This window comes from Streptomyces sp. NPDC006193 (assembly GCF_040613915.1).
In the GTDB taxonomy this organism is placed as follows: domain Bacteria; phylum Actinomycetota; class Actinomycetes; order Streptomycetales; family Streptomycetaceae; genus Streptomyces.
This window is the reverse complement of the sequence record NZ_JBEXTB010000045.1, coordinates 15902-38339: the sequence shown is the minus strand read 5'-3', so window position 1 is coordinate 38339 and position 22438 is coordinate 15902. Positions and strand designations below refer to the sequence as shown.

The 22438-nt window shown below is 74.6% G+C and carries 18 protein-coding genes, 1 rRNA gene and 1 pseudogene; 14 read left to right on the top strand and 6 right to left on the bottom strand.

Features of this window, described 5'->3' with window-relative positions; genetic code table 11:
• Positions 1-91: ribosomal RNA gene (gene rrf / locus ABZ261_RS28165) — 5S ribosomal RNA — on the top strand; the annotation flags it as partial.
• A gap of 1198 nt (positions 92-1289) precedes the next feature.
• Entirely contained in the window at positions 1290-2072 is a 783-nt protein-coding gene (locus tag ABZ261_RS28160) for a hypothetical protein (RefSeq protein ID WP_356863945.1), read from the top strand.
• Positions 2073-2124: 52 nt separating this feature from the next.
• On the opposite strand, the gene ABZ261_RS28155 is transcribed toward ABZ261_RS28160, so the two are convergent.
• Positions 2125-2562 carry a hypothetical protein gene (locus ABZ261_RS28155; RefSeq protein ID WP_356863939.1) on the bottom strand — a complete coding sequence of 146 codons (438 nt, stop codon included), beginning with the start codon at positions 2560-2562 and terminating at the stop codon, positions 2125-2127.
• Between the two features lie 141 nt (positions 2563-2703).
• The gene (locus tag ABZ261_RS28150; protein ID WP_356863938.1) at positions 2704-3987 is read right to left on the bottom strand and encodes a DUF1015 domain-containing protein; all 1284 of its coding nucleotides are present in this window, start codon (positions 3985-3987) and stop codon (positions 2704-2706) included.
• A gap of 74 nt (positions 3988-4061) precedes the next feature.
• Between ABZ261_RS28150 and ABZ261_RS28145 the strand changes: the two genes are divergently transcribed.
• The 4 genes from ABZ261_RS28145 (at position 4062) to ABZ261_RS28130 (ending at position 8139) form a co-directional block, all read left to right on the top strand.
• Positions 4062-5090 carry an HAD hydrolase-like protein gene (locus tag ABZ261_RS28145; protein WP_356863937.1) on the top strand — a complete coding sequence of 343 codons (1029 nt, stop codon included), beginning with the start codon at positions 4062-4064 and terminating at the stop codon, positions 5088-5090.
• A gap of 94 nt (positions 5091-5184) precedes the next feature.
• Positions 5185-6228, top strand: coding sequence for an iron chelate uptake ABC transporter family permease subunit (locus ABZ261_RS28140; RefSeq protein WP_356863935.1), 1044 nt, complete (start codon positions 5185-5187; stop codon positions 6226-6228).
• On the top strand, positions 6225-7271 hold the full coding sequence (locus tag ABZ261_RS28135; protein WP_356863933.1) for an iron chelate uptake ABC transporter family permease subunit: 1047 nt from the start codon (positions 6225-6227) through the stop codon (positions 7269-7271). Before ABZ261_RS28140 ends, ABZ261_RS28135 begins: the two co-directional genes overlap by 4 nt.
• Before the next feature lie 55 nt (positions 7272-7326).
• Entirely contained in the window at positions 7327-8139 is an 813-nt protein-coding gene (locus tag ABZ261_RS28130) for an ABC transporter ATP-binding protein (protein ID WP_356863931.1), read from the top strand.
• Here the strand turns inward: ABZ261_RS28130 and ABZ261_RS28125 are convergent.
• Positions 8123-8470 (bottom strand): sterol-binding protein, encoded by a 348-nt coding sequence (locus ABZ261_RS28125; protein WP_356863929.1) that lies wholly within the window; start codon positions 8468-8470, stop codon positions 8123-8125. The genes ABZ261_RS28130 and ABZ261_RS28125 overlap by 17 nt on opposite strands.
• 42 nt (positions 8471-8512) lie before the next feature.
• On the opposite strand from ABZ261_RS28125, the gene ABZ261_RS28120 reads away from it, so the two are divergent.
• From ABZ261_RS28120 to ABZ261_RS28095, 6 genes and pseudogenes are all read left to right on the top strand, one after another.
• Positions 8513-8815 carry a hypothetical protein gene (locus tag ABZ261_RS28120; RefSeq protein ID WP_356863927.1) on the top strand — a complete coding sequence of 101 codons (303 nt, stop codon included), beginning with the start codon at positions 8513-8515 and terminating at the stop codon, positions 8813-8815.
• A gap of 7 nt (positions 8816-8822) precedes the next feature.
• On the top strand, positions 8823-9638 hold the full coding sequence (locus tag ABZ261_RS28115; RefSeq protein ID WP_356863925.1) for a TlyA family RNA methyltransferase: 816 nt from the start codon (positions 8823-8825) through the stop codon (positions 9636-9638).
• Complete coding sequence (locus ABZ261_RS28110; RefSeq protein WP_356863923.1) at positions 9635-10552, top strand: NAD kinase; 918 nt, start codon at positions 9635-9637, stop codon at positions 10550-10552. Before ABZ261_RS28115 ends, ABZ261_RS28110 begins: the two co-directional genes overlap by 4 nt.
• A gap of 39 nt (positions 10553-10591) precedes the next feature.
• Positions 10592-12334, top strand: coding sequence for a DNA repair protein RecN (gene recN, locus ABZ261_RS28105; RefSeq protein WP_356863921.1), 1743 nt, complete (start codon positions 10592-10594; stop codon positions 12332-12334).
• 50 nt (positions 12335-12384) lie between these two features.
• A pseudogene (locus ABZ261_RS28100) lies at positions 12385-13082 on the top strand (hypothetical protein).
• A 260-nt stretch (positions 13083-13342) separates the two neighbouring features.
• The gene (locus ABZ261_RS28095; protein ID WP_356863919.1) at positions 13343-14488 is read left to right on the top strand and encodes a glycosyltransferase family 4 protein; all 1146 of its coding nucleotides are present in this window, start codon (positions 13343-13345) and stop codon (positions 14486-14488) included.
• A gap of 46 nt (positions 14489-14534) precedes the next feature.
• Here the strand turns inward: ABZ261_RS28095 and ABZ261_RS28090 are convergent, their stop codons facing one another.
• The 3 genes from ABZ261_RS28090 to ABZ261_RS28080 all read right to left on the bottom strand — a co-directional run bounded on the left by ABZ261_RS28090 (position 14535) and on the right by ABZ261_RS28080 (position 19537).
• Positions 14535-16181, bottom strand: coding sequence for a PucR family transcriptional regulator (locus ABZ261_RS28090; RefSeq protein WP_356863917.1), 1647 nt, complete (start codon positions 16179-16181; stop codon positions 14535-14537).
• A 98-nt stretch (positions 16182-16279) separates the two neighbouring features.
• Positions 16280-17662, bottom strand: coding sequence for an FAD-binding oxidoreductase (locus ABZ261_RS28085; RefSeq protein WP_356863915.1), 1383 nt, complete (start codon positions 17660-17662; stop codon positions 16280-16282).
• 72 nt (positions 17663-17734) lie between these two features.
• On the bottom strand, positions 17735-19537 hold the full coding sequence (locus ABZ261_RS28080; protein ID WP_356863943.1) for a glycoside hydrolase family 15 protein: 1803 nt from the start codon (positions 19535-19537) through the stop codon (positions 17735-17737).
• Positions 19538-20040: 503 nt separating this feature from the next.
• On the opposite strand from ABZ261_RS28080, the gene ABZ261_RS28075 reads away from it, so the two are divergent.
• Together ABZ261_RS28075 and ABZ261_RS28070 are read left to right on the top strand one after the other, a co-directional pair.
• Positions 20041-21708, top strand: coding sequence for a CTP synthase (locus ABZ261_RS28075; protein WP_356863941.1), 1668 nt, complete (start codon positions 20041-20043; stop codon positions 21706-21708).
• A gap of 98 nt (positions 21709-21806) precedes the next feature.
• On the top strand, positions 21807-22433 hold the full coding sequence (locus ABZ261_RS28070; protein WP_356863913.1) for an NUDIX hydrolase: 627 nt from the start codon (positions 21807-21809) through the stop codon (positions 22431-22433).
• Positions 22434-22438: the final 5 nt, after the last annotated feature.

Sequence of the window (22438 nt, the reverse complement as noted above, 5' to 3'; positions counted from 1 at the left end):
GCCCGGTTACATTCCGAACCCGGAAGCTAAGCCTCACAGCGCCGATGGTACTGCAGGGGGGACCCTGTGGGAGAGTAGGACGCCGCCGAACAATCTTTGGAGGACCCCTGGTCACCAGCGTTCAGCTGGGACCAGGGGTCCTTTCGTTTTTTACAATGCTTGTGGTACCGAAGACAGGAGTCACCATGTCCACCAACTCTCCCGACGACCGACCGGAGCGCGACCAGCGGCGACGGGACAGTGGTGACCGCGGTGACCGCGGCGGCTTCCGCCGTGACGGCGACCGGCGCGACGATCGCCGTGACGACCGCCGTGACGACCGCGGTGACCGCGGCTTCCGTCGTGACGACCGCGGCGGGTACGGCCGCCGTGACGACCGGCGCGAGGACCGGCGCGACGACCGCCGTGGCGGCGGTTTCCGTCGCGAGGGTGAGCGCGGTGCGCGGCCGGCGTTCCAGCGGGACGACCGCGACCGTGGCGAGCGCGGCGGCTTCCGCCGTGACAACGACCGCCGTGACGACCGCGGTGACCGTTCCTCCTACCGCCGCGACGACGACCGCGGCGGCTTCCGCCGTGACGACCGAGGTGACCGTCCCGCGTACCGCCGCGACGACGACCGTCCCTCCTACCGCCGCGACGACGAGCGTGGCGGCTACGGCGGCCGGCGCGACGACCACCGCGGTGGCTTCCGGCGTGACGACCGCGACCGTGGCGAGCGCGGCGGCTTCCGGCGCGACGATTCCCGCGATGACCGCCGTGGCGGCGGTTTCCGTCGCGAGGGTGAGCGCGGTGCGCGGCCGGCGTTCCAGCGGGACGACCGCGACCGTGGCGAGCGCGGCGGCTTCCGCCGTGACAACGACCGCCGTGACGACCGCGGTGACCGTCCCTCCTACCGCCGCGACGACGACCGCGGCGGCTTCCGCCGTGACGACCGCGGTGACCGTCCCTCCTACCGCCGCGACGACGACCGCGCCGGTTTCCGGCGTGACGACCGCCGGGACGACGACCGTGGCGGGTTCCGCCGTGACGACCGCGGTGACCGCGGGGAGCGTCCCGCCCACCGCCGCGACGACGTCCGCGGTGGCTTCCGCCGCGACGACAGCCGAGGTGAGCGCGGCGGCGAGCGCGGTGGTTTCCGGGGCCGTGACGACCGCGGGGGCCGTGGGCCGCGCAGGGACGACCGCGGCGGTCGGCCCGGTGGCTTCCGGGGACGCGACGGCCGGGACGACCGCCGTGGCGGCGGCCGGTTCCGCGACGAGCGCGACCGGGACCGTGAGCCGATCAAGCGGCTGCCGATCCCGGAGGACGTCACCGGCGAGGAGATCGACAAGGACGTCCGGCAGGAGCTGCAGAGCCTGCCCAAGACGCTCGCGGACGACGTCGCCAAGAACCTGGTGATGGTCGCCCGGCTCATCGACGAGGACCCCGAGGCCGCGTACGGCTACTCCAGGGTGGCCCTGCGCCTGGCGTCCCGCGTCGCCGCCGTCCGCGAGGCCGCCGGGTTCGCCGCCTACGCGAACCAGAAGTACGGCGAGGCCCTCGCCGAGTTCCGGGCCGCCCGGCGGATGACCGGCACCGTGGACCTGTGGCCGGTGATGGCCGACTGCGAGCGCGGGCTGGGCCGGCCGGAGAAGGCGCTGGACATGGCCGGCGCCCCGGAGGTGCACAAGCTGGACAAGGCCGGGCAGGTGGAGATGCGGCTCGTCGCCGCCGGCGCCCGCCGTGACATGGGGCAGCTGGACGCGGCCATCGTGACTCTGCAGAGCCCCGAGCTCGCCTCGAACGCGGTGCAGCCCTGGACCGCCCGCCTGCGTTACGCCTACGCGGACGCCCTGCTGGCCGCGGGCCGGGAGGGCGAGGCGCGCGAGTGGTTCGCGAAGGCCGTCGAGGCCGACCGGGACGGCAGCACGGACGCCTCGGACCGGCTGGCCGAGCTGGACGGCGTGGAGTTCGTCGACGCCCTGGCCGAGGACGAGCCGGACGACCTGGCGGACGCCTCCTCCGAGGACTCCGAGACGGACGAGGAGACCCGCGGCGGGACCGGCGGCGGGACGGACGCGGGTAAGGACTGACACGGTCGAAAGGGGAGGGGGCAGGCCCGCAGCGGGCCTGCCCCCTCCCCTTTCACGCACCCCGCTGAGAGGGTGATTCACCCGAGCCGGGCGTCCCGAGACGGTGGAAGCCGGCGAGGCGCGGCGAAACGGCGAAGGGGAAGGATTCGCCGTCGGGGGTCTTGAGAGCCGCCACGATGTCGTGGTCCGGCGCACCGAATATCTCGAAGTGCTGCACGGTGCAGTGCTCCATCACCTCGCGGATGTACGGGTCCGAGAGCCGCCAGTGGGCGCGGACGGCATCGGAGTCGCGGTAGAGCTGGAAGCTGTGCGCCAGCATCCGCTCCTCGTCGATGAAGACCTCGACCATGAGCTGAGGGCCGTGCTCTTGAGCGAATGCCACCGCCCGCGCGATGGCACGCCGGAAACCGTCGAGGTGACCGTCCGTGATACGCATGGTGTTGCGGAAGAGAATGGTGCTGCTCATGGTGCTGCTCTTGGTGGTCTCCATGCGCCGAGTGTCGCGTCCGAACCGAGGTTGAGGTCAAGGGCGCAGCCCAGCCGGGGAGCCCTCGCGCTCTTCTCCGGCACGCAGGGCCGGACAGCACCTGCCACCCGAGCCCAGCGATGGACCGGACACCGATGCACCAACTCAGATCTCCAGCGCGCGCAGCACCAGCCCGGACGCCGGCTTCGGGCCGAACGACGTCGACTTGCGGGGCATCGTGACGCCCTGCCGGGCCAGGTCGCGCACGACCTCCTCGCGGACCGGGTGCAGCAGGACGGCCGTGGAGCCGTCGCGTTCCGCCTTCTCGACCGTCGCGGCGGTGTCGTGGATGTAGGCGATGTGGGCCGGGGAGTCCTCGGGGATGCCCCAGACGTGCTCCAGCAGCGTGGCGTGCAGGACCGTGGCGTCCAGGGAGCGCCAGGCGGCGGGGCGGTCCGCCGGGACCGTGCGGGACAGCAGGTCGGGGTCCGGGCGGTCGAGCAGGTGGAAGGCGCCGTCGCCGGCCAGCAGGAAGGCGTTGCCCTCGCAGGACGCGTCCGCGAGGGCGTCGAGGGCCTCCGGCAGCGGCACGTCCAGGCGCCGTATCCGGAACAGGCCCCGCACCGCGGTCAGCGCGTCCGCGACCGGCAGGCCGTGCAGCAGCCGGTGGATGGCGCGGACGCGCAGCGGATAGCGGGCCGTGTCGACCAGCAGGACCAGGCCGTAGTCCCAGGGGCTGGGCGAGGGGTGTTCCGCGCGCAGCCGGCGGTAGGTGGCCCAGCGGTGGTGGCCGTCGGCGATCAGGGCCTGCCGGCCGGCGAGGTCGGACTGGACGCGGGTGACGTCCTCCGGGTCGGTGACGGACCACAGGCGGTGGTGGAAGCCGTCCTCGGTGGTCGTGGCCAGCAGCGGCGGGCGGGCCGCCGTGCGCTCGACGACCTCGGCCGCGGCACCGTCGCCGCGGTACGTCAGCAGCAGCGGCTCCAGGTTCGCGCGGGTGGCGCGCATCAGGGCCGCGCGCTCGGCGACCACCGGCGGCATCACGTCCTCGTGCGGCAGCACCACGCCGTCCGCGGGGTCCGAGACGCGCAGGGCGCCGATGACGCCCCGCTGGAGCATGCCGTCGCCGCCCCGCTGCTCGTACACGTACAGGCCGGGCTCCGGGTCCGCGGTGAGGACGCCCTCGTCCAGCCAGCGGCGCAGGGTGCCGGCGGCCTGTTCCGTGCCGGCGCTCGGCGTCCCGGCCTGGGGCAGGATCAGCCGGACGATGTTGTACGGGTCGGCCGACTGCAGGTGGTGCAGGCCGTCGGGGCGTACGACGACGTCGTAGGGAGGGGACGTGACGGAGGCGAGGCTGCCGACCCGGTCGGGGTCGTAGCGAAGGCCTCGGAACGGGGTGAGTTCCAGGCCCCGGTGCGCCGTTGCCTCCGAGTGACCTGCTGTGTTCATCCCGGCATCGTACGTGTGCCGGCGGGGTGCGGGATGATCGGGGGAAAGGCGACTGAACGAGGAGCGATGTGGACATGACCCAGGGCGTCAGGACGAGGCCCGAGAGCAGTCGGCGGCCTCTGAACGAGGCGTACGACACGGCGCTGCTCGACCTGGACGGGGTGGTGTACGCGGGCGGGAGCGCGATCGCGCACGCGGTCGGGTCGCTCGAGCGCGCCCGCGCGGGCGGGATGCGTCTCGCCTACGTCACCAACAACGCGCTGCGGACTCCCGACGCCGTGGCCGGGCATCTGACGGAGCTGGGGATACCGACGGGGGCCGACGACGTCATCACCTCCGCGCAGGCCGTCGCGCGGCTGGTCAGCGAGCAGGTGCCGGCCGGGGCGCGGGTGCTGGTGGTCGGCGGCGAGGGGCTGCGGGTGGCGCTGCGCGAACGCGGCCTGGTGCCGGTGGAGTCGGCGGACGACGATCCGGCGGCGGTCGTGCAGGGGTACGGCGGGCCGGAACTGCCGTGGGGGCGGTTCGCGGAGGCGTCGTACGCCGTGCGGCGGGGGGTGCCGTGGTTCGCGTCCAACACCGATCTGACGATCCCGAGCGGTCGGGGCATCGCGCCGGGCAACGGGGCGGCCGTGGAGGTCGTGCGCCTCGCGACCGGCGCCGAGCCGCAGGTCGCGGGCAAGCCGCTGCCGCCGATGCACCGGGAGACGATCCTGCGCACCGGCGCCGAGCGTCCGCTGGTCGTGGGGGACCGGCTGGACACGGACATCGAGGGGGCGTGCAACGGCGGGGTCGACTCGCTGCTGGTGCTGACCGGCGTCACCGACGGGGCGGGGCTGCTGGCCGCGCCGCCGCGGCACCGGCCGACGTATGTGGACGCCGACCTGCGCGGGCTGCTCGCCGGGCAGCCGGAGGTCACCCCGGAGGGCGACGGCTTCCGCTGCGGCGGCTGGACGGCGACGGCCGGGGCCGGGCGGCTGGAGCTGGAGGGCGACGGCGAGTCGCTGGACGGGCTGCGGGCCCTGTGCGCGGCGGCCTGGACGGCGGCCGGCGACGGGGTGTGCGAGCTGGACGGCGAGAAGGCGCTGGCCCGGCTCGGTCTGTGAGCGCGACGACGAACCGGGGAACGCGACCGCTCGGTTCGTGACCGCGGCGGCCCGGGGATCGTGAACGGCTGGCAGGGTAGGCTAACCTAACCGCGTGTTGGTCGACAGTCCTCCGGAACCGCGCGCGGCGAGTGCCCCCGCGCCCCCGACCCGCCGGGCGGCGCGGGCCCTCGGGCTGCTGCTCTCGGTGGCTCTGCTGCTGCTCGTCGCGGCGGCGAGCATCGCCGTCGGGGCCAAGCCGCTGGCGCCGGGCCAGGTCTGGCACGGCCTGTTCCAGGCCACGGGGACGTACGGCGACGTCGTGGTGGACCAGCGGCTCTGGCGCACGGTCCTCGGTCTGCTGGCCGGGGCCGCGCTCGGTCTCTCCGGCGCGGTGCTGCAGGCGCTGACCCGCAATCCGCTGGCCGACCCCGGGCTGCTCGGCATCAACGCGGGCGCCGCCGCCGCCGTCGTCACGGCCATCACCTACTTCGGCGTCACCAGCCTCACCGGATACGTGTGGTTCGCGTTCCTCGGCGCCGCGGCGGTCGGCGCGCTGGTGTGGTTCCTCGGCGGCAGCCGCAGCGCCACCCCGGTCCGGCTCGCGCTCGCCGGCACGGCGATCAGCGCGGCCCTGTACGGCTATCTGCAGGCCGTGATGATCATGGACGGCGCGGCCCTGGGCAAGATGCGTTTCTGGACGGTGGGTTCGCTGGCCTCGGCCACCGGCTCGACCGTCACTCAGGTGCTGCCGTTCCTCGCGGCCGGCACGGTCCTCGCACTCGTCCTGGCCCGGCCGCTGAACGCCGTGGAGATGGGCGACGACACCGCCCGCGCCCTCGGCGCCGACCTTGACCGCACCCGTGCGCTGGCCATGCTGGCCGCCGTGGTGCTGTGCGGTGCGGCGACCGCCGCCTGCGGTCCGATCGTCTTCGTCGGCCTGATGGTCCCGCACGCGGTGCGCTCCTTCACCGGCCCCGACCTGCGCTGGATCCTGCCGTACGCGGCGGTCCTGTCGCCCGTGCTGCTGCTCGGCGCCGACGTCGTCGGCCGGGTCGTGGCCCGGCCCTCCGAGGTGCAGGCCGGCATCGTCACCGCGGTCGTCGGCGGCCCGGTCTTCATCATGCTCGTACGACGGCGGAGGACGGCCCAGCTGTGAAGACACGCACCCGCAGCCGTGCCCTGCGCACTCCCGGCGGCCTCTCCCTGCGCCTGGACCCGCGCGCCCTGACCGTCGTCGTGCTCCTGCTGGCCGCCGCGCTCGCCGCCGGGGTCGCGCTGATCGGCACCGGCGAGGCCCGGATCCCCGCGGCGGACGTGCTGCGGACGCTCGCCGGGAACGGCACCGCCTACCAGGACTTCATCGTCGACGAGCTGCGTCTGCCGCGGGTCCTGATCGGCCTCCTGGTCGGCGCCTCGCTCGGTCTCGGCGGCGCGCTGTTCCAGGCCGTCTCCCGCAATCCGCTCGGCAGTCCGGACGTGCTCGGCCTGTCGCAGGGCTCGACGGCCGGAGCGCTCGTCGTCATCGTGACGATGTCCGGCAGCGCCGCCCAGGTCACCGCCGGCGCGCTCGCCGGCGGTCTGGCGACCGGGCTCGCCATCTACCTGCTCGCGTGGAAGCAGGGCGTGCACGGCTACCGGCTGGTGCTGGTCGGCATCGGGGTCAACGCGATCGCCGTCGCCGTCAACGGATACCTGCTCACCGAGGCCGACCTGGTCGACGCGGCCCGCGCGGTCGTCTGGATGACCGGCTCCCTGGGCGGCCGGGACTGGGACCAGGTCTGGCCGCTGCTCGCGCTGTGGGCGCTCCTCGTCCCGCTCGTGCTCGGCCAGGCGCGCGGTCTGCGGATGACGGAGATGGGCGACGACGTCGCGAACGCGCTCGGGGTGCGCGTGCAGCGCCTCCGGCTGCTGCTGACGGTCTGCGCCGTGCTGCTCACCGCCGCCGCCACCGCGGCCGCCGGCCCCGTCGGCTTCGTCGCGCTGACCGCGCCGCAGCTCGCCCGGCGCCTGACCCGCTCGCCGGGGCCGAACCTGCTGCCCTCCCTGTGCATGGGCGCCACCCTGCTGGTCGCCGCCGACTGGGCCTCCCAGCGGGTGTTCGGCGCCGACCAGCTGCCCGTCGGCGTGGTCACGGGCGTCCTCGGCGGCGGCTACCTGCTGTGGCTGCTGGTCACCGAGCGCCGGGCGGGCCGGATATGACGCGCGCTCACGTCCCGGACAGAGCGGCCCGCACCCGAACACCCCTAGGAGCACTGTGAACCGGCTCTCCGCCGAGAACGTCACCCTCGCCTACGACCAGCGCGTGATCGCCGAACGGCTGTCGGTGGAGATACCCGACAACTCCTTCACGGTGATCGTCGGCCCGAACGCCTGCGGCAAGTCGACGCTGCTGCGGGCGCTGTCGCGGATGCTGAAGCCCACCGAGGGCCGGGTGCTGCTCGACGGGCAGGCCATCCGGTCCCTGCCCGCCAAGAAGGTGGCGCGGACCCTCGGCCTGCTGCCCCAGTCGTCCGTCGCGCCCGACGGGATCACCGTCGCCGACCTCGTCGGCCGGGGCCGCTACCCGCACCAGGGCCTGCTGCGCCAGTGGTCGGCGGAGGACGAGCGGGTGGTGCAGGAGGCGATGCGGCAGACCGGGGTCGCCGAGCTGGCCGACCGGTACGTGGACGAGCTGTCCGGCGGGCAGCGGCAGCGGGTGTGGATCGCCATGGCGCTGGCCCAGCAGACCCCGCTGCTGCTCCTGGACGAGCCGACCACCTACCTGGACATCCAGCACCAGATCGACGTCCTCGACCTGTGCGCCGAGCTGCACGAGACACAGGGCCGCACCCTGGTCGCCGTGCTGCACGACCTCAACCACGCCGCCCGCTACGCGACCCACCTGATCGCCCTGCGCGACGGCAGGGTGATCGCCGAGGGCGCCCCGAACGACATCGTCACGGCCGAACTGGTCGAAGAGGTCTTCGGGCTGCGCTGCCAGGTCATCGACGACCCCGAGACCGGGACCCCGCTGGTGGTGCCGGCCGCCCGGAAGGCCCGCGCGGGCAGGATCACAGCAGCTTCCTGAGCCGGAACAGGTCCAGCAGGCTCGCCTCCAGCCGCACCCGGCCCCTGCCCCAGGCGGTCGCGAAGTTCAGGTCGCCGGCCACCAGGGCCACCAGGTCGTCCCCGGCCAGGGCGAGCCGTATCTGCGCCCTCCGGCGCGGCGGCCCGGGATGCGTGTCGTCCACCTCGATCCGGCCGCCGGTCAGCCGGCCCGCGAAGGTGACGTCCAGGTCGGTGATGTGGCAGCTCACGGAGCGGTCCAGGGCGGCGGCGGCGCGGGCCTCGCCCTCGGCGCCCTGCATGGTGTCCGAGAACTTCCCCAGTGCGGCGCGGCACTCCTCGATCGTGGCCATCGCCCACGACGGTACCCCAGCGGTTCGCGGTAGCGTCTGGGCATGAGCGAGTCCGTGTCCGGGGCCGGGACCGTCGCGCAGGCCGCCGCGAACGCCGCCGAGCCCGCGCCCGAGCCCGAGTACGACCCCGCCGCCCCGGCCCCCCTGAACGTCCCGCGCACCCCGACCGGCGACGCCGGGGTCGACGCGCACCTGGACCGGCTGGCCGACGCCGACCACCTCGCCACCGAGGGGCACGTCGAGGTGTACGAGGATGTACACCGGGGGTTGCGCGACGCGCTGACCGCGCTCGACGCCCGCCCGGGCCCTCCGGCCCCCGCACCGCCGTACCGACACAGGAGCTGAACCGAACGTGGCAGGAGTCGCACGCCGCCGTCTCGACGCGGAGCTGGTCCGCCGGAAGCTCGCCCGCTCGCGCGAGCACGCCAGCCAGCTGATCGCCGCCGGACGCGTCACCGTCGGCAGGACCGTGGCGACCAAGCCGGCCACGCAGGTGGACACCGCGGCGGCGATCGTCGTCCAGGCCGACGACAGCGACCCCGACTACGTCTCCCGGGGCGGGCACAAGCTCGCCGGCGCGCTGAAGGCGTTCGTGCCGCAGGGGCTCGTCGTCGAGGGCCGCCGCGCGCTGGACGCCGGAGCGTCCACCGGCGGCTTCACCGACGTCCTGCTGCGCGCGGGCGCCGCGCACGTCGTCGCGGTGGACGTCGGCTACGGGCAGCTCGCCTGGTCTCTGCGCAACGATGAACGCGTCACCGTCAAGGACCGTACGAACGTACGCGAGTTGACGCTCGACGCGATCGATGGGGAGCCGGTGGAACTTGTCGTGGGCGATCTGTCCTTCATCCCGCTGGGGCTGGTGCTGCCCGCCCTGAAGCGGTGCGTGACGCCGGACGCCGACCTGGTGATGATGGTCAAACCGCAGTTCGAAGTGGGGAAGGAGCGGCTCGGCAGCGGAGGTGTCGTACGGAGTCCGCAACTGCGGGCGGAGGCCGTGCGGGCAGTGGCCGGGAGGGCCTGGGAGCTGGGACTCGGGGTGCGTGCCGTCACCGCCAGTCCGCTGCCCGGCCCCTCGGGGAACGTCGAGTACTTTCTCTGGCTTCGGGCGGGGGCACCCCAGGTGGACCCGGCCGACGTCGACCGTGCAGTGGCGGAGGGGCCGCGTTGACACAGAACCTGGCGCGTACTGTTTTCCTGCTCGCCCACACCGGGCGGCCCGCGGCGATCCGCAGTGCGGAACTCGTCGTCAAGGGCCTGCTGCGGCATGGCATCGGGGTGCGGGTGCTGGAGGAGGAGGCGCGCGACCTGCCGCTCCCGGACGAGGTGGTCCTCGTCAAGGAGGCCACCCCGCAGTGCCTCGACGGGTGCGAGCTGCTGATCGTGCTCGGCGGTGACGGCACGCTGCTGCGCGGGGCCGAGTTCGCCCGGGCCTCCGGGGTGCCGATGCTCGGCGTCAACCTCGGACGGGTGGGCTTCCTCGCCGAGGCCGAGCGCGACGACCTCGACCGGGTGGTGGACCGGGTGGTGGCGCGGTCCTACGAGGTGGAGGAGCGGATGACCGTCGACGTCGTCGTGCACCGCAACGGCGACATCGTGCACACCGACTGGGCGCTGAACGAGGCGGCCGTGCAGAAGGCCGGCGCGGAGAAGCTGCTGGAAGTCGTGCTGGAGATCGACGGGCGGCCGGTGACGGGGTTCGGGTGCGACGGGGTCGTGCTGTCCACGCCGACCGGGTCCACCGCGTACGCCTTCTCGGCGGGCGGGCCCGTGGTGTGGCCGGAGGTGGAGGCGCTGCTGATGGTGCCGATCAGCGCGCACGCCCTGTTCGCCAAACCGCTGGTGACCTCCCCCGACTCGGTGCTGGCCGTGGAGGTGCTGCCGCACATCCCGCCCGGGGTGCTGTGGTGCGACGGGCGGCGGACCGTGGAGCTGCCGCCGGGGGCGCGGGTGGAGGTGCGGCGGGGAGCCGTGCCGGTGCGGCTGGCCCGGCTGCACCACTCGTCCTTCACCGACCGTCTCGTGGCGAAGTTCGCGCTGCCGACCACCGGGTGGCGGGGGGCGCCCCACCACTCGGCGGAGTGACGGGGGCGGGCCGTGTGCGCTGCGCCGCCCGGACCTCGTATGGTCTGTTCCGTGTTGGAGGAGATGCGGATACGGTCGCTCGGGGTCATCGACGACGCCGTCGTCGAGCTGTCGCCGGGGTTCACCGCCGTCACCGGTGAGACCGGTGCGGGCAAGACCATGGTGGTCACCAGCCTGGGGCTGCTGCTCGGCGGCCGGGCGGACCCGGCGCTGGTGCGGCTCGGGGCCGGGAAGGCCGTCGTGGAGGGGCGGATCGCCGTGCCCGAGGACGCCGCCGCCGTCGTACGCGCCGAGGAGGCCGGGGCCGAGCTGGACGACGGCGCCCTGCTGATCAGCCGTACCGTCTCCGCCGAGGGGCGCTCCCGGGCGCACCTGGGCGGGCGGGCGGTGCCGGTGGGGCTGCTCGCCGAGCTGGCCGACGACCTGGTGGCCGTGCACGGGCAGACCGACCAGCAGGGGCTGCTGAAGCCGTCCCGGCAGCGGCAGGCCCTGGACCGGTACGCGGGCGACGCCGTCGCCGTGCCGCTCGCCGCGTACACGGAGGCCTACAAGCGGCTGCGGGCCGTCTCCGCGGAGCTGGAGGAGATCACCACGCGGGCGCGCGAGCGGGCCCAGGAAGCCGACATGCTGCGGTACGGGCTCGACGAGATCGCCGCCGTGGAACCGCGGCCCGGGGAGGACGCCGAGCTGGCCGAGGAGGCCGAGCGGCTGGGACACGCCGAGGCCCTGTCGTCCGCCGCGACGGCCGCGCACGCCGCCCTCGCGGGCAATCCGGAGGACCCCGAGGGGATCGACGCCTCCACCCTCGTCGCGGGCGCCCACCGGGCCCTGGAGGCCGTCCGCTCGCACGACCCGGCGCTGGCCGCGCTCGCCGAGCGGATCGGGGAGATCGGCATCCTCCTCGGCGACGTCGCGGGCGAGCTGGCCGGGTACGCCGACGACCTCGACGCCGATCCGCTGCGGCTGGCCGCGGTGGAGGAGCGCCGGGCCGCGCTGACGGCGCTCACCCGCAAGTACGGCGAGGACGTGAACGCCGTCCTCGCCTGGGCCGAGCGGAGCGCCGCGCGGCTGACCGAGCTGGACGGCGACGACGAGCGGATCGCGGAGCTGACCGCGGAGCGGGACGCCCTGCGCACCGAACTCGGCGGCCTCGCGCAGGCGCTGACGGACGCGCGGACGGAGGCCGCCGAGCGGTTCGCCGCCGCGGTGACCGCCGAGCTGGCCTCGCTGGCGATGCCCCACGCGCGGGTGTCCTTCGAGATCCGGCAGACCGAGGACCCCGAGGGAGTGGAGGTCGGCGGACGGACCGTCGCCTACGGGCCGTCCGGCGCGGACGAGGTGGAGCTGCTGCTCGCCCCGCACCCGGGCGCCCCGCCCCGGCCCATCGCCAAGGGCGCCTCCGGCGGCGAGCTGTCCCGCGTGATGCTCGCGGTGGAGGTGGTGTTCGCGGGCACCGACCCCGTGCCGACCTACCTGTTCGACGAGGTCGACGCGGGCGTCGGCGGCAAGGCGGCCGTCGAGATCGGGCGGCGCCTGGCGAAGCTCGCCAAGACCGCGCAGGTCGTCGTGGTCACCCACCTGCCGCAGGTCGCCGCGTTCGCCGACCGGCAGCTCCTGGTGGAGAAGACCGACGACGGGTCGGTCACCCGATCCGGGGTGAAGGTGCTGGAGGGCGAGGACCGCGTCCGTGAGCTGTCGCGGATGCTCGCCGGCCAGGAGGACTCCGAGACGGCCCGGGCGCACGCGGAGGAACTGCTGGCGACGGCCAGGGCGGACGGGTGAGGGGCAGGGCCGGGTCCCTGCTGCTCGCCGCCGCCGGCGCCCGCGCGGCCATGGCCGCACCGCGCCGGGTCGCGCCCGGCGGCCGCGCGCGCCGGAAGCGGGCGAACCACGCCGGGCGGACCGTCGGCCGGTACGCGGGGCCGGCGTCGGCCGCCGCCGCGGCCCTGGGGGCCGCACGCGCCCACCCCGGCGCCGGGCCCGCGGTGCTCGCCGCCGCGGTCCGCGGTGCGCACGACGACGTCGCCGGGGACCACCGGCGCGGCGTGCGGGCGCACCTGGGCGCGGTGCGCCGGGGCGAGGTCACCAGCGGCGCCGTGGAGCTGTCCGGGATACCGGCCGCGGGGCCGGCGGCGGGTGCCCTGATGAAGGAGCGGCCGCTGGACAAGGCGCTGGCCGCCGTCGTGATCGCCGGAACCGCCCACGTCGTCAACCTCCTCGACGTCCGGCCGGGGCGCGCCGCCGGGGCGGTGCTCGTCCTCGGGGCGCCGGGACTGCTGCGGCAGGGGCCGGGCGGGGAACCGGGCGCGGCCGCCGTGGGCGCCGCCGCGGCCGTGCTGCCCGACGATCCGGGGAAGCGCGTGATGCTCGGCGACACGGGGGCGCACGCGCCGGGCGCCGCGCTGGGAGCCGCCGTCGTCGCGTGCGCCGGGCGGGGGCGCTGCTCGCGCACGCCGCCGCTGTGGTGGCCGCGACCGGGTGCGGCGTCCGGTTCGGCGACCGGGTGAGCGCGCGGGCGCGGGCGCTGTGAAGGCCTGACCTCGGCGTACGCGGTCCCACGGCTGCCTCGTCCAGGCGCCCGCTCACCCTTGTGGGTGACACGCTCGGACATGTCGCCGGGCCGCCCGGAGCCTTCCGCGGGTGGGCCCGCAACGCCGGGCCCCCTGGCATGCTGGCTCCGGAACCGTCCGTGCGACCGGCGCGCGGGGTGCGCGCTTCCGCGCCCCCGAGCCCGCCGCCTTCTGTACGTTTGCTCGTGACCCGTCGACGCGAACCAGGAGCCCCGGCCACGTGAGCCCCGTAGCCAGCAACGCACCGCACGGCCGGTCGCCGCTGCGCACCGTGCAGGTGCTCGGCGGGGGCAACGCGGACAGCAGCGCGCATGTGCGCTCCCTGGCCGAGGGACTGGTCGCCAGGGGCGTGCGCGTCACCGTGTGCGCCCCCATCGAGGCCGACCGCGCCCACGACTTCACCGGCGCCGGCGCCGACCACGTCCACGTGCCCCGCAGCAGCGACCCGGTCTCCGTGGCCGCGCTCCGGACGGCCTGCGCCCACGCCGACCTGGTGCACGCGCACGGTCTGCACGCCTCCTTCCGCACCGTGCTCGCACTCGGCGGGCGCACCACCCCGCTGGTCGTCACCTGGCACAACCGCGCCCCGGTGGAGGGCCCGCGGGAGCATCTGCTGCGGCTGCTGGAACGGCGGGTGATGAGGACGGCGGCCGTCGTCCTCGGCACCAGCCCCGACCTGGTCGACCGGGCCCGGCGGACCGGCGCCCGGGACGCCCGGCTCGCGGCCGTCGCCCTGCCCGGCCGGCGCGGGCCGGGCGGCCGCGCGGACCCGGACGGCCCCGGCCTGCCGCGACCCGGGATCCGGGCCCGACTGGGCGCCACCGCCCGCCCGTTGCTCCTCGCGGCCGGTCCGCTGGACCGGCAGCGCGGCTACGGCCTCCTGCTCGACGCGGCGCGCCTGTGGCGGGACCTCGACCCGGCGCCCCTGGTGGTCGTCGCGGGGGAGGGACCGCTGCGTCCGGTGCTGGAGCGGCGGATCGAGGACGAGCGGCTGCCGGTGCGGCTCCTCGGACACCGCGAGGACGTGCCCGAACTGCTCGCCGCCGCCGATCTGGCGCTGCTGACCAGCAGATGGGAGTCACGGTCGGTGCTCGCCCAGGAGGCGCTGCACGCGGGTGTGCCGCTCGTCGCGACCCGAGTCGGCGGCATCCCGGACCTCGTCGGCGAGGCAGCCGAACTCGTCCCCTACGGCGAACCGCAGCTGCTGGCCGACGCCGTCGTACGGCTGCTCGCGGACCCGGAGCGGCGCGCGCTGCTGCGCGAGCGCGGGACCCGGCAGGCCGCGACCTGGCCGACGGAGGACGAGACCGTCGCGCAGGTCCTCGACGTCTACGACGAGTTGACCCGGCCGCGGCCCCTGGTCTAGGCGGTCGCCGTCCCGGTCGGGTCGGGTCGCGTCGGCGGCGCAACCCCTACGGCACGTGCCGGCGGGCGCGCAGGGCGAGGCTCAACGCCAGTACCGTCTGCGGGTCGTCCAGGTCGGTGCCCAGCAACTCCCCGATCCGGGCCAGCCGGTTGTACAGCGTCTGCCGGTTCAGGTGCAGCTCGCGGGCCGTCTCCGCCTTGCGGCCGGCGTGCGCGAGATAGGTCTCCAGGGTCGGCAGAAGCGGCGGTCTGGAGCGCTCGTCGTGGTCGAGCAGCGGGCCGATCGCGCGGTCCACGAAGGCCGCCAGGTCCGGATGGTCGCGCAGCCGCCACATCAGCAGGTCGATGTCCAGGCGCCGGGCGTCGTACCAGGGCCGGTCGGTCAGGCCCTGCGCGGCCGCAGCCGTCTCCGCCGCGTGCCGCAGCCCGGCCGAGGCCGACGCCCAGCCGCCCGCCACCCCGGCCACCACGACCGGCGGCGCGGTGCCCGGCCGCCGCATCCCGGCCCGCTCCACGCCCGCCCGCAGCGCCGCCGCCACCCGGTCCGCGACCGCCGGCCGCTCCGACTCGGCGCGCAGCCCCAGCAGCACCAGCACCCGGCCCTCCAGCGGCCGCACGCCCAGCAGCACCGGCACCCCCACCGCGGCCAGCTCCTTCGACACCGCCCGGGCCAGCACCGCCCAGCCCCCGCCGGGCGACAGGGCGTCCCCGACGCGCATCACCACGGGCAGCAGCGGACCGCCGCCGGGCTTGAAGCCGAGGACCCGGGCCTGCGCCGGGGCGTCCTCCGCGGCGATCCGGCCCTCGGCGAGGTCGGTGAGGAAGTCCCCCCGGCCGCGCGCCGCCAGCTCCTCCTCCTGCCGGGCCTGCATCAGCACCACGGCCAGGATGCCCGCGGCCCGCTCCGCGGCGATCCGGTGCACCGGGGCCAGCGGTGAGCGGACCGGCAGCAGCACCAGCCGGGCGCGCACCGGGCCCGCCGTGCCGGGGCCGCCGCCGGGCACGTCCACCAGCACCGACCCGGCGGGCGGCGGCGCCTGCTTGTGCGGGCCGCGCAGCCCTTCCCACACCTGCAGCGGGTCCGCGCCCTCCGGCCCGGCCCCGGCCGCGTACAGCAGCCGGCCGCCGGCGGTCTCCAGGAACACCGGGTTGCCGCAGAAGTCGGCCAGGATGCCCAGCACCTGCGGCACCCCGCCGCCGCCCAGCAGCGCCCCGGTGCACCGCCGGTGCACCTCCTCCGCCCGCTGCAGCAGCGCGTAGTGCCCGTTGACGATCTCGGTGTGGATCTCCTCGGTCACCGTCACGAACGGCACCTCGCGGTGCAGCTGGACCAGGGGCATGCCGGCCGCCCGGGCGGTGTCCACCAGGGCGGCCGGCAGCCGGGTGAAGCGCGGCCCGAGCTCCACCACCAGGGCGGCGATCCCGCGCTCGGCGAGGGTCCGGACGAAGGCCCGCTGGTCGGCCGGGCGGGCGCCCAGGCCGTAGCCGGTGGTCAGCAGCAGCTCGCCGCCCTTGAGCAGCGAGGCGATGTTCGGCACCTCGCCCGCGTGCACCCAGCGCACGGTACGGCCCAGCCGGTCGCCGCCCGCCAGGACCTCCGGCAGTCCGCTGCGCAGTCCGGGCAGCTCCAGCGCCCGCTGCACGGTGATGCCGGCGCCCTGGGTGTCGTATCGGTGGTCCGTGCCGCTGTCCATGCAGCGGACGCTACCCGCGCGCCCGTTCCGGCGGCATCTCCGCACCGGCCGTACCCGCACCGGCCGCACCGCACCGGCCGTTCCGCTCGGGCCCGGGGTCACACGGGGCGGATGTTGTGGTTGAAGCGGAACACGTTGTCGGGGTCGTACCGCCGCTTCACCTTCTCCAGACGCAGGACGTTCCCGGCGCCCAGCCCCGCCCGCACCCGCTCGGGGCCCTCGTCGCCGATGAGGCCGGGACAGACGGCGCCCGTGCTCCACGGCCGCAGGCCGGCGCACACGTCCCGCACCCAGGCGGTCGCCCGCGCGTCGTCGGAGGGGTCCTCCCAGAGCGCCATCGGGTGCGCGGCCCAGGAGGCGTCCCGGTACGGCACCGGGTACCCGGGCGGGCCGGCGGCGATCGCCCCGCCCAGCGGGAACAGCGGGTGCCGGGTGCCGGCGGACGCCGGCATGCCGTCCGCGCGGGCGCAGAAGACCTCCACCGCGTCGTCCGGCAGACCGGTCAGGCACTGGGCCGACCAGTGGCTCCGCAGCCCGGACGGGGGGTCGAGCAGGCACTGCGCGTCGGCGTACGGCATGTCACCGGCCAGCTCCACCTCGTGCGGGAGCGCGAGCAGCGGTTCGGCGAGCTTGCGCAGGTCGTCCTCCCCGCCCGCGTACGTCAGCAGGGCTGCGCACAGCGGCGCGCCCACCAGCCGCTCCGGCACGAACGGCGCCGGCGGGCCGGTCAGGTACAGCACCGCGCCGCTCAGCTCGTCCGGTGCCGCGGCGAGGACCTCCCGGAAGGTGCGGACCACGTCGGGGCCGGACTCCGGCAGGTGCAGCAGCAGGACGAGGGAGAACTCCGGCAGCTCGTGCAGCCGCAGGGTCAGCGCGGTGGCGATGCCGAAGTTGCCGCCCCCGCCGTGCAGCGCCCAGAACAGCTCGGGGTTCTCGTCGGCGTTCGCGTGCACCCGCTCGGCGTCCGCGGTGACCAGTTCGACGCCGAGGAGGTTGTCGGCGGCGAGGCCGAAGACGCGGTCCAGCCAGCCGGTGCCGCCGCTCAGCACGTACCCGCCGACGCCGAGGGTGGGGGCCCGCCCGCCGGTGGTCGCCAGGCCGTACGGCTCGGCGGCCCGGTCCAGGTGGCCCATCGTGGCGCCGCCCTCCACCCGGACCGCCTCGGCCGCCGGATCGACCGTGACCGCGTGCATCCGGCGCAGGTCCACCACGAGGGCCCCGCCGCCGAGCGCCGAACCGACCAGGCCGTGCCCGCCGCCGCGGACCGCGACGTGCAGGTCCAGTTCCCTGGCGAAGCGCACGGCCCGGACCACGTCGACCGCGTCCGCGCACTCGGCGATCACGGCCGGCCGCCGGTCGGTCCTCGCGTCGAAGACGGCTCTCGCCTCGTCGTAACCCGTGTCCCCACCGGTGAGCACATCGCCGACGAGGTCCTCGCGCAACGCGGCGAGGGCCGCGCCCGCCTTCGAGAGGGGAGCCATGGCCGCCCCCTTCCGGAACAGGGGCTGTGGTCCGGGTCCCAGCCTAGGCGCGCACGGTCACCAGGTCACGCCTCAGCCGCCGTACGCCCCCGAAGCCGTCAGCCGCAGGGCCGTGTCGATCAGCGGCACATGGCTGAACGCCTGCGGGAAGTTGCCCACCTGGCGCTTCAGGCGCGGGTCCCACTCCTCGGCGAGCAGGCCCAGGTCGTTGCGCAGCGCGAGCAGCTTCTCGAACAGCTTGCGGGCCTCGTCCACCCGGCCGATCATCGCGAGGTCGTCCGCCATCCAGAACGAGCAGGCGAGGAAGGCGCCCTCGTCGCCGGGCAGGCCGTCGACGCCCGCGTGCTCGCCCTCCGTCGGGTAGCGCAGGATGAACCCGTCCGGGGTGGACAGCTCGCGCTGGATCGCCTCGATCGTGCCGATCACCCGCTTGTCGTCCGGCGGCAGGAAGCCCATCTGCGGGATGAGCAGCAGCGAGGCGTCCAGCTCCTGCGAGCCGTAGGACTGGGTGAAGGTGTTGCGTTCCTTGTCGTAGCCCTTCTCGCACACGTCCCGGTGGATGTCGTCGCGCAGCTCGCGCCAGCGCTCCAGCGGACCGTCGGCGTCCCCGGACTCGATCAGCTTGATCGTGCGGTCCACCGCCACCCAGGCCATCACCTTGGAGTGCACGAAGTGCCGGCGCGGGCCGCGCACCTCCCAGATGCCCTCGTCCGGCTCCTGCCAGTGGTCCTCCAGGTAGCGGATCAGCTTCAGCTGGAGCAGCGAGGCGTAGTCGTTGCGGGCCAGGCCGGTCATGTGGCCCAGGTGCAGGGCCTCGGTGACCTCGCCGTACACGTCCAGCTGGAGCTGGTGCGCGGCGCCGTTGCCGACCCGGACCGGGGCGGACTTCTCGTAGCCCGGCAGCCAGTCCAGCTCGGCCTCGCCGAGCTCGCGCTCGCCGGCGATGCCGTACATGATCTGCAGGTTCTCCGGGTCGCCGGCGACCGCCCGCAGCAGCCACTCGCGCCAGGCGCGGGCCTCCTCGCGGTAGCCGGTGCGCAGCAGCGAGGACAGGGTGATCGCCGCGTCCCGCAGCCAGGTGTAGCGGTAGTCCCAGTTGCGGACGCCGCCGATGTCCTCCGGCAGGGAGGTGGTGGGCGCGGCGACGATGCCGCCGGTCGGGGCGTACGTCAGCGCCTTGAGCGTGATCAGCGAGCGGACCACCGCCTCGCGGTACGGCCCGTGGTACGTACAGTGCTCGACCCACTCGCGCCAGAAGTCCTCCGTCGCCTCCAGCGAGGCCTCCGGCTCGGGCAGCGGCGGCGGCTCCTTGTGCGAGGGCTGCCACGAGATGGTGAACGCGATCCGGTCACCGGGAGCGACCGTGAAGTCCGCGTACGTGGTCAGCGACTTGCCGTAGGTCTCGGTCTCCGCGTCGAACCACACGGAGTCCGGCCCGGCCACGGCCACCGTGCGGCCCTCGTGCTTGTGCACCCAGGGCACCACCCGGCCGTAGGAGAACCGCATCCGCAGGGCCGAGCGCATCGGCACCCGGCCGGTGACGCCCTCCACGATCCGGATCAGCTGGGGGGCGCCGTCGCGCGGGGGCATGAAATCGGTCACGCGGACCGTGCCGCGCGGGGTGTCCCACTCCGACTCCAGGATCAGCGAGTCGCCGCGGTAGCTGCGCCGGGCGGCCACCGGCGGCCTGGCGTCGGCGGCGTGCGCCGGGCCGAGCCGCCAGAAGCCGTGCTCCTCGGTGCCCAGCAGGCCGGCGAAGATGGCGTGCGAGTCGAAGCGGGGCAGGCACAGCCAGTCCACCGTGCCGTCCCGGCAGACCAGTGCGGCGGTCTGCATGTCTCCGATGAGTGCGTAGTCTTCGATGCGCCCGGCCACGTGCAACTCCAGTCGAACGGCCACGTCACCCCCGCGCAGGGGGCTGTCGCTAGTGCGGTCAAGGGGTGGTTGTTTTGCGTCGTTGAGCGGTGAAGCAAAGCAGCCCGCCGAGCCCTGGGGCAACACGGCAGTCTTTGCTCAACGAACTGCCGCGCTCTCGTTGTTCCGGGGATGCAGCGGGGGTGTGCCGTCGTTCCGGCCGGGCTCGGCAGCGAGTGTCCGAGCAGGATACGACGCATGTACATGTTGTGCGCGCCGCTCCGGGCAACCCGTATGGGCCGAACGGGTGAGCGGCGGGTGAGAAACCGGTGAGTGGTGCGTGGCTGTGTCGACGCGGGCGCGGAGCGTGGCCGGAAGCCATCCCGCCCAGGCGCTGATACCCTGGTAGCCCGTGGACCGGTGGGCCTGAAACCCCCGAACCGCAGCGACGGCACCTTCGGAGTCTTCCACTCCGGCAGCCGCACCGCATCACAGACAGCGACCACGGGAGCCCCCTCTTGGCCATGCCGCCCCCCGCTTTTCGATCGAGCACAGCCACGACGACCAAGCACATCTTCGTCACCGGGGGTGTCGCCTCCTCGCTCGGCAAGGGCCTGACCGCCTCCAGCCTGGGCATGCTGCTCAAGGCTCGCGGCCTGCGCGTCGTGATGCAGAAGCTCGACCCGTACCTGAACGTCGACCCGGGCACGATGAACCCCTTCCAGCACGGTGAGGTGTTCGTCACCAACGACGGCGCCGAGACCGACCTGGACATCGGGCACTACGAGCGCTTCCTCGACCGCGACCTGGACGGCAGCGCCAACGTCACCACGGGCCAGGTCTACTCGACGGTGATCGCCAAGGAGCGCCGCGGCGAGTACCTGGGCGACACGGTGCAGGTCATCCCGCACATCACCAACGAGATCAAGCACCGCATCCGGCGCATGGCCACCGACGAGGTCGACGTCGTCATCACCGAGGTCGGCGGCACCGTCGGCGACATCGAGTCGCTGCCGTTCCTGGAGACCGTCCGCCAGGTGCGGCACGAGGTCGGCCGGGACAACGTCTTCGTCGTCCACATCTCCCTGCTGCCGTACATCGGCCCCTCGGGCGAGCTGAAGACCAAGCCCACCCAGCACTCGGTCGCCGCCCTGCGCAACATCGGCATCCAGCCGGACGCGATCGTGCTGCGCTGCGACCGGGAGGTCCCCACCGCCATCAAGCGGAAGATCTCCCTGATGTGCGACGTGGACGAGGCCGCCGTGGTCGCCTGCCCCGACGCCCGCTCCATCTACGACATCCCCAAGGTCGTGCACGCCGAGGGCCTGGACGCCTACGTGGTGCGCAAGCTCGACCTGCCGTTCCGGGACGTGGACTGGACGACCTGGGACGACCTGCTCGACCGCGTCCACAACCCCGAGCACGAGGTCACCCTCGCCCTGGTCGGCAAGTACATCGACCTGCCCGACGCCTACCTGTCGGTCACCGAGGCGCTGCGCGCCGGCGGCTTCGCCAACCGGGCCCGCGTGAAGATCAAGTGGGTCACCTCGGACGACTGCAAGACCCCGGCCGGCGCCAAGGCGCAGCTCGCCGACGTCGACGGCATCTGCATCCCCGGCGGCTTCGGCGACCGCGGCGTGCTGGGCAAGGTCGGCGCGATCCGCTACGCCCGCGAGAACAAGATCCCGCTGCTGGGCCTGTGCCTGGGCCTGCAGTGCATCGTGATCGAGGCCGCCCGCAACCTCGCGGACATCCCCGACGCCAACTCCACCGAGTTCGACCCCGCCACCGCCCACCCGGTGATCTCCACCATGGCCGAGCAGATGGACATCGTCGCCGGCGACGGCGACATGGGCGGCACGATGCGCCTGGGCATGTACCCGGCCAAGCTCGCCGAGGGCTCCATCGTCCGCGAGGTCTACGACGGCAAGGAGTACGTCGAGGAGCGCCACCGCCACCGCTACGAGGTCAACAACGCCTACCGCGCTGAGCTGGAGAAGAAGGCCGGCATCGTGTTCTCCGGCACCTCCCCGGACGGCAAGCTGGTGGAGTACGTGGAGTACCCGCGCGACGTCCACCCCTACCTGGTCGCCACCCAGGCGCACCCGGAGCTGCGCTCTCGGCCGACCCGCCCGCACCCGCTGTTCGCCGGGCTCGTGAAGGCCGCCGTCGAGCGGCAGAACTCGAAGTAACGCACCGGTTGTTACGGTGGCCGGGGTGCACGCCCTCACGGGCGGGCACCCCGGTTCCGTTTCGGCCGGCCGGTCGGCACGCACGTGGAAGGACAGGCATGACGATCAAGGACACTCCCGAGGAGTGGGAGATCCGGGCGACCGACACCCCCTTCGTGGGCAACAAGACCTCCGTCCGCACGGACGACGTGGTCATGCCCGACGGCTCGGTGGCCGCCCGCGACTACCAGGTCCACCCCGGCTCGGTCGCCGTCCTCGCCCTGGACGAGGAGGACCGGGTCCTGCTGATCAACCAGTACCGTCACCCGGTGCGGCACAAGCTGTGGGAGATCCCGGCCGGGCTGCTCGACGTGCCCGGCGAGAACCCGCTGCACGCCGCGCAGCGCGAGCTGTACGAGGAGGCGCACGTCAAGGCCGACGACTGGCGGGTCCTGACCGACGTCTACACCAGCCCCGGCGGCTGCGACGAGGCCGTGCGCATCTTCCTCGCCCGCGGTCTGTCCGACGCCGAGGGCAAGCGCTTCGAGGCGGAGCACGAGGAGACCGACATGGAGAGCGCGCGGGTGCCGGTCGACGAGCTGGTGCGGCGCATCCTGGCCGGGGACGTGCACAACAACTGCCTGGTGGTGGGTGTGCTGTCCCTGGTGGCCGCGCGCGCCGGGGACGGGCTGCAGGCCCTGCGCCCGGCCGGCGCGCCCTGGCCGGCCCGCCCCTTCGAGGCCTGAGCCCA

Coding starts and splice junctions, on each gene's coding strand:
- ABZ261_RS28150 (WP_356863938.1), bottom strand. CDS start 3,987: ATGAACACAGCAGGTCACTCGGAGGCAACGGCGCACCGGGGCCTGGAA.
- ABZ261_RS28125 (WP_356863929.1), bottom strand. CDS start 8,470: ATGGCCACGATCGAGGAGTGCCGCGCCGCACTGGGGAAGTTCTCGGAC.
- ABZ261_RS28085 (WP_356863915.1), bottom strand. CDS start 17,662: ATGGCTCCCCTCTCGAAGGCGGGCGCGGCCCTCGCCGCGTTGCGCGAG.
- ABZ261_RS28075 (WP_356863941.1), top strand. CDS start 20,041: ATGCCGCCCCCCGCTTTTCGATCGAGCACAGCCACGACGACCAAGCAC.
- recN (WP_356863921.1), top strand. CDS start 10,592: ATGGTCTGTTCCGTGTTGGAGGAGATGCGGATACGGTCGCTCGGGGTC.
- ABZ261_RS28090 (WP_356863917.1), bottom strand. CDS start 16,181: ATGGACAGCGGCACGGACCACCGATACGACACCCAGGGCGCCGGCATC.
- ABZ261_RS28120 (WP_356863927.1), top strand. CDS start 8,513: ATGAGCGAGTCCGTGTCCGGGGCCGGGACCGTCGCGCAGGCCGCCGCG.
- ABZ261_RS28070 (WP_356863913.1), top strand. CDS start 21,807: ATGACGATCAAGGACACTCCCGAGGAGTGGGAGATCCGGGCGACCGAC.
- ABZ261_RS28155 (WP_356863939.1), bottom strand. CDS start 2,562: ATGGAGACCACCAAGAGCAGCACCATGAGCAGCACCATTCTCTTCCGC.
- ABZ261_RS28145 (WP_356863937.1), top strand. CDS start 4,062: ATGACCCAGGGCGTCAGGACGAGGCCCGAGAGCAGTCGGCGGCCTCTG.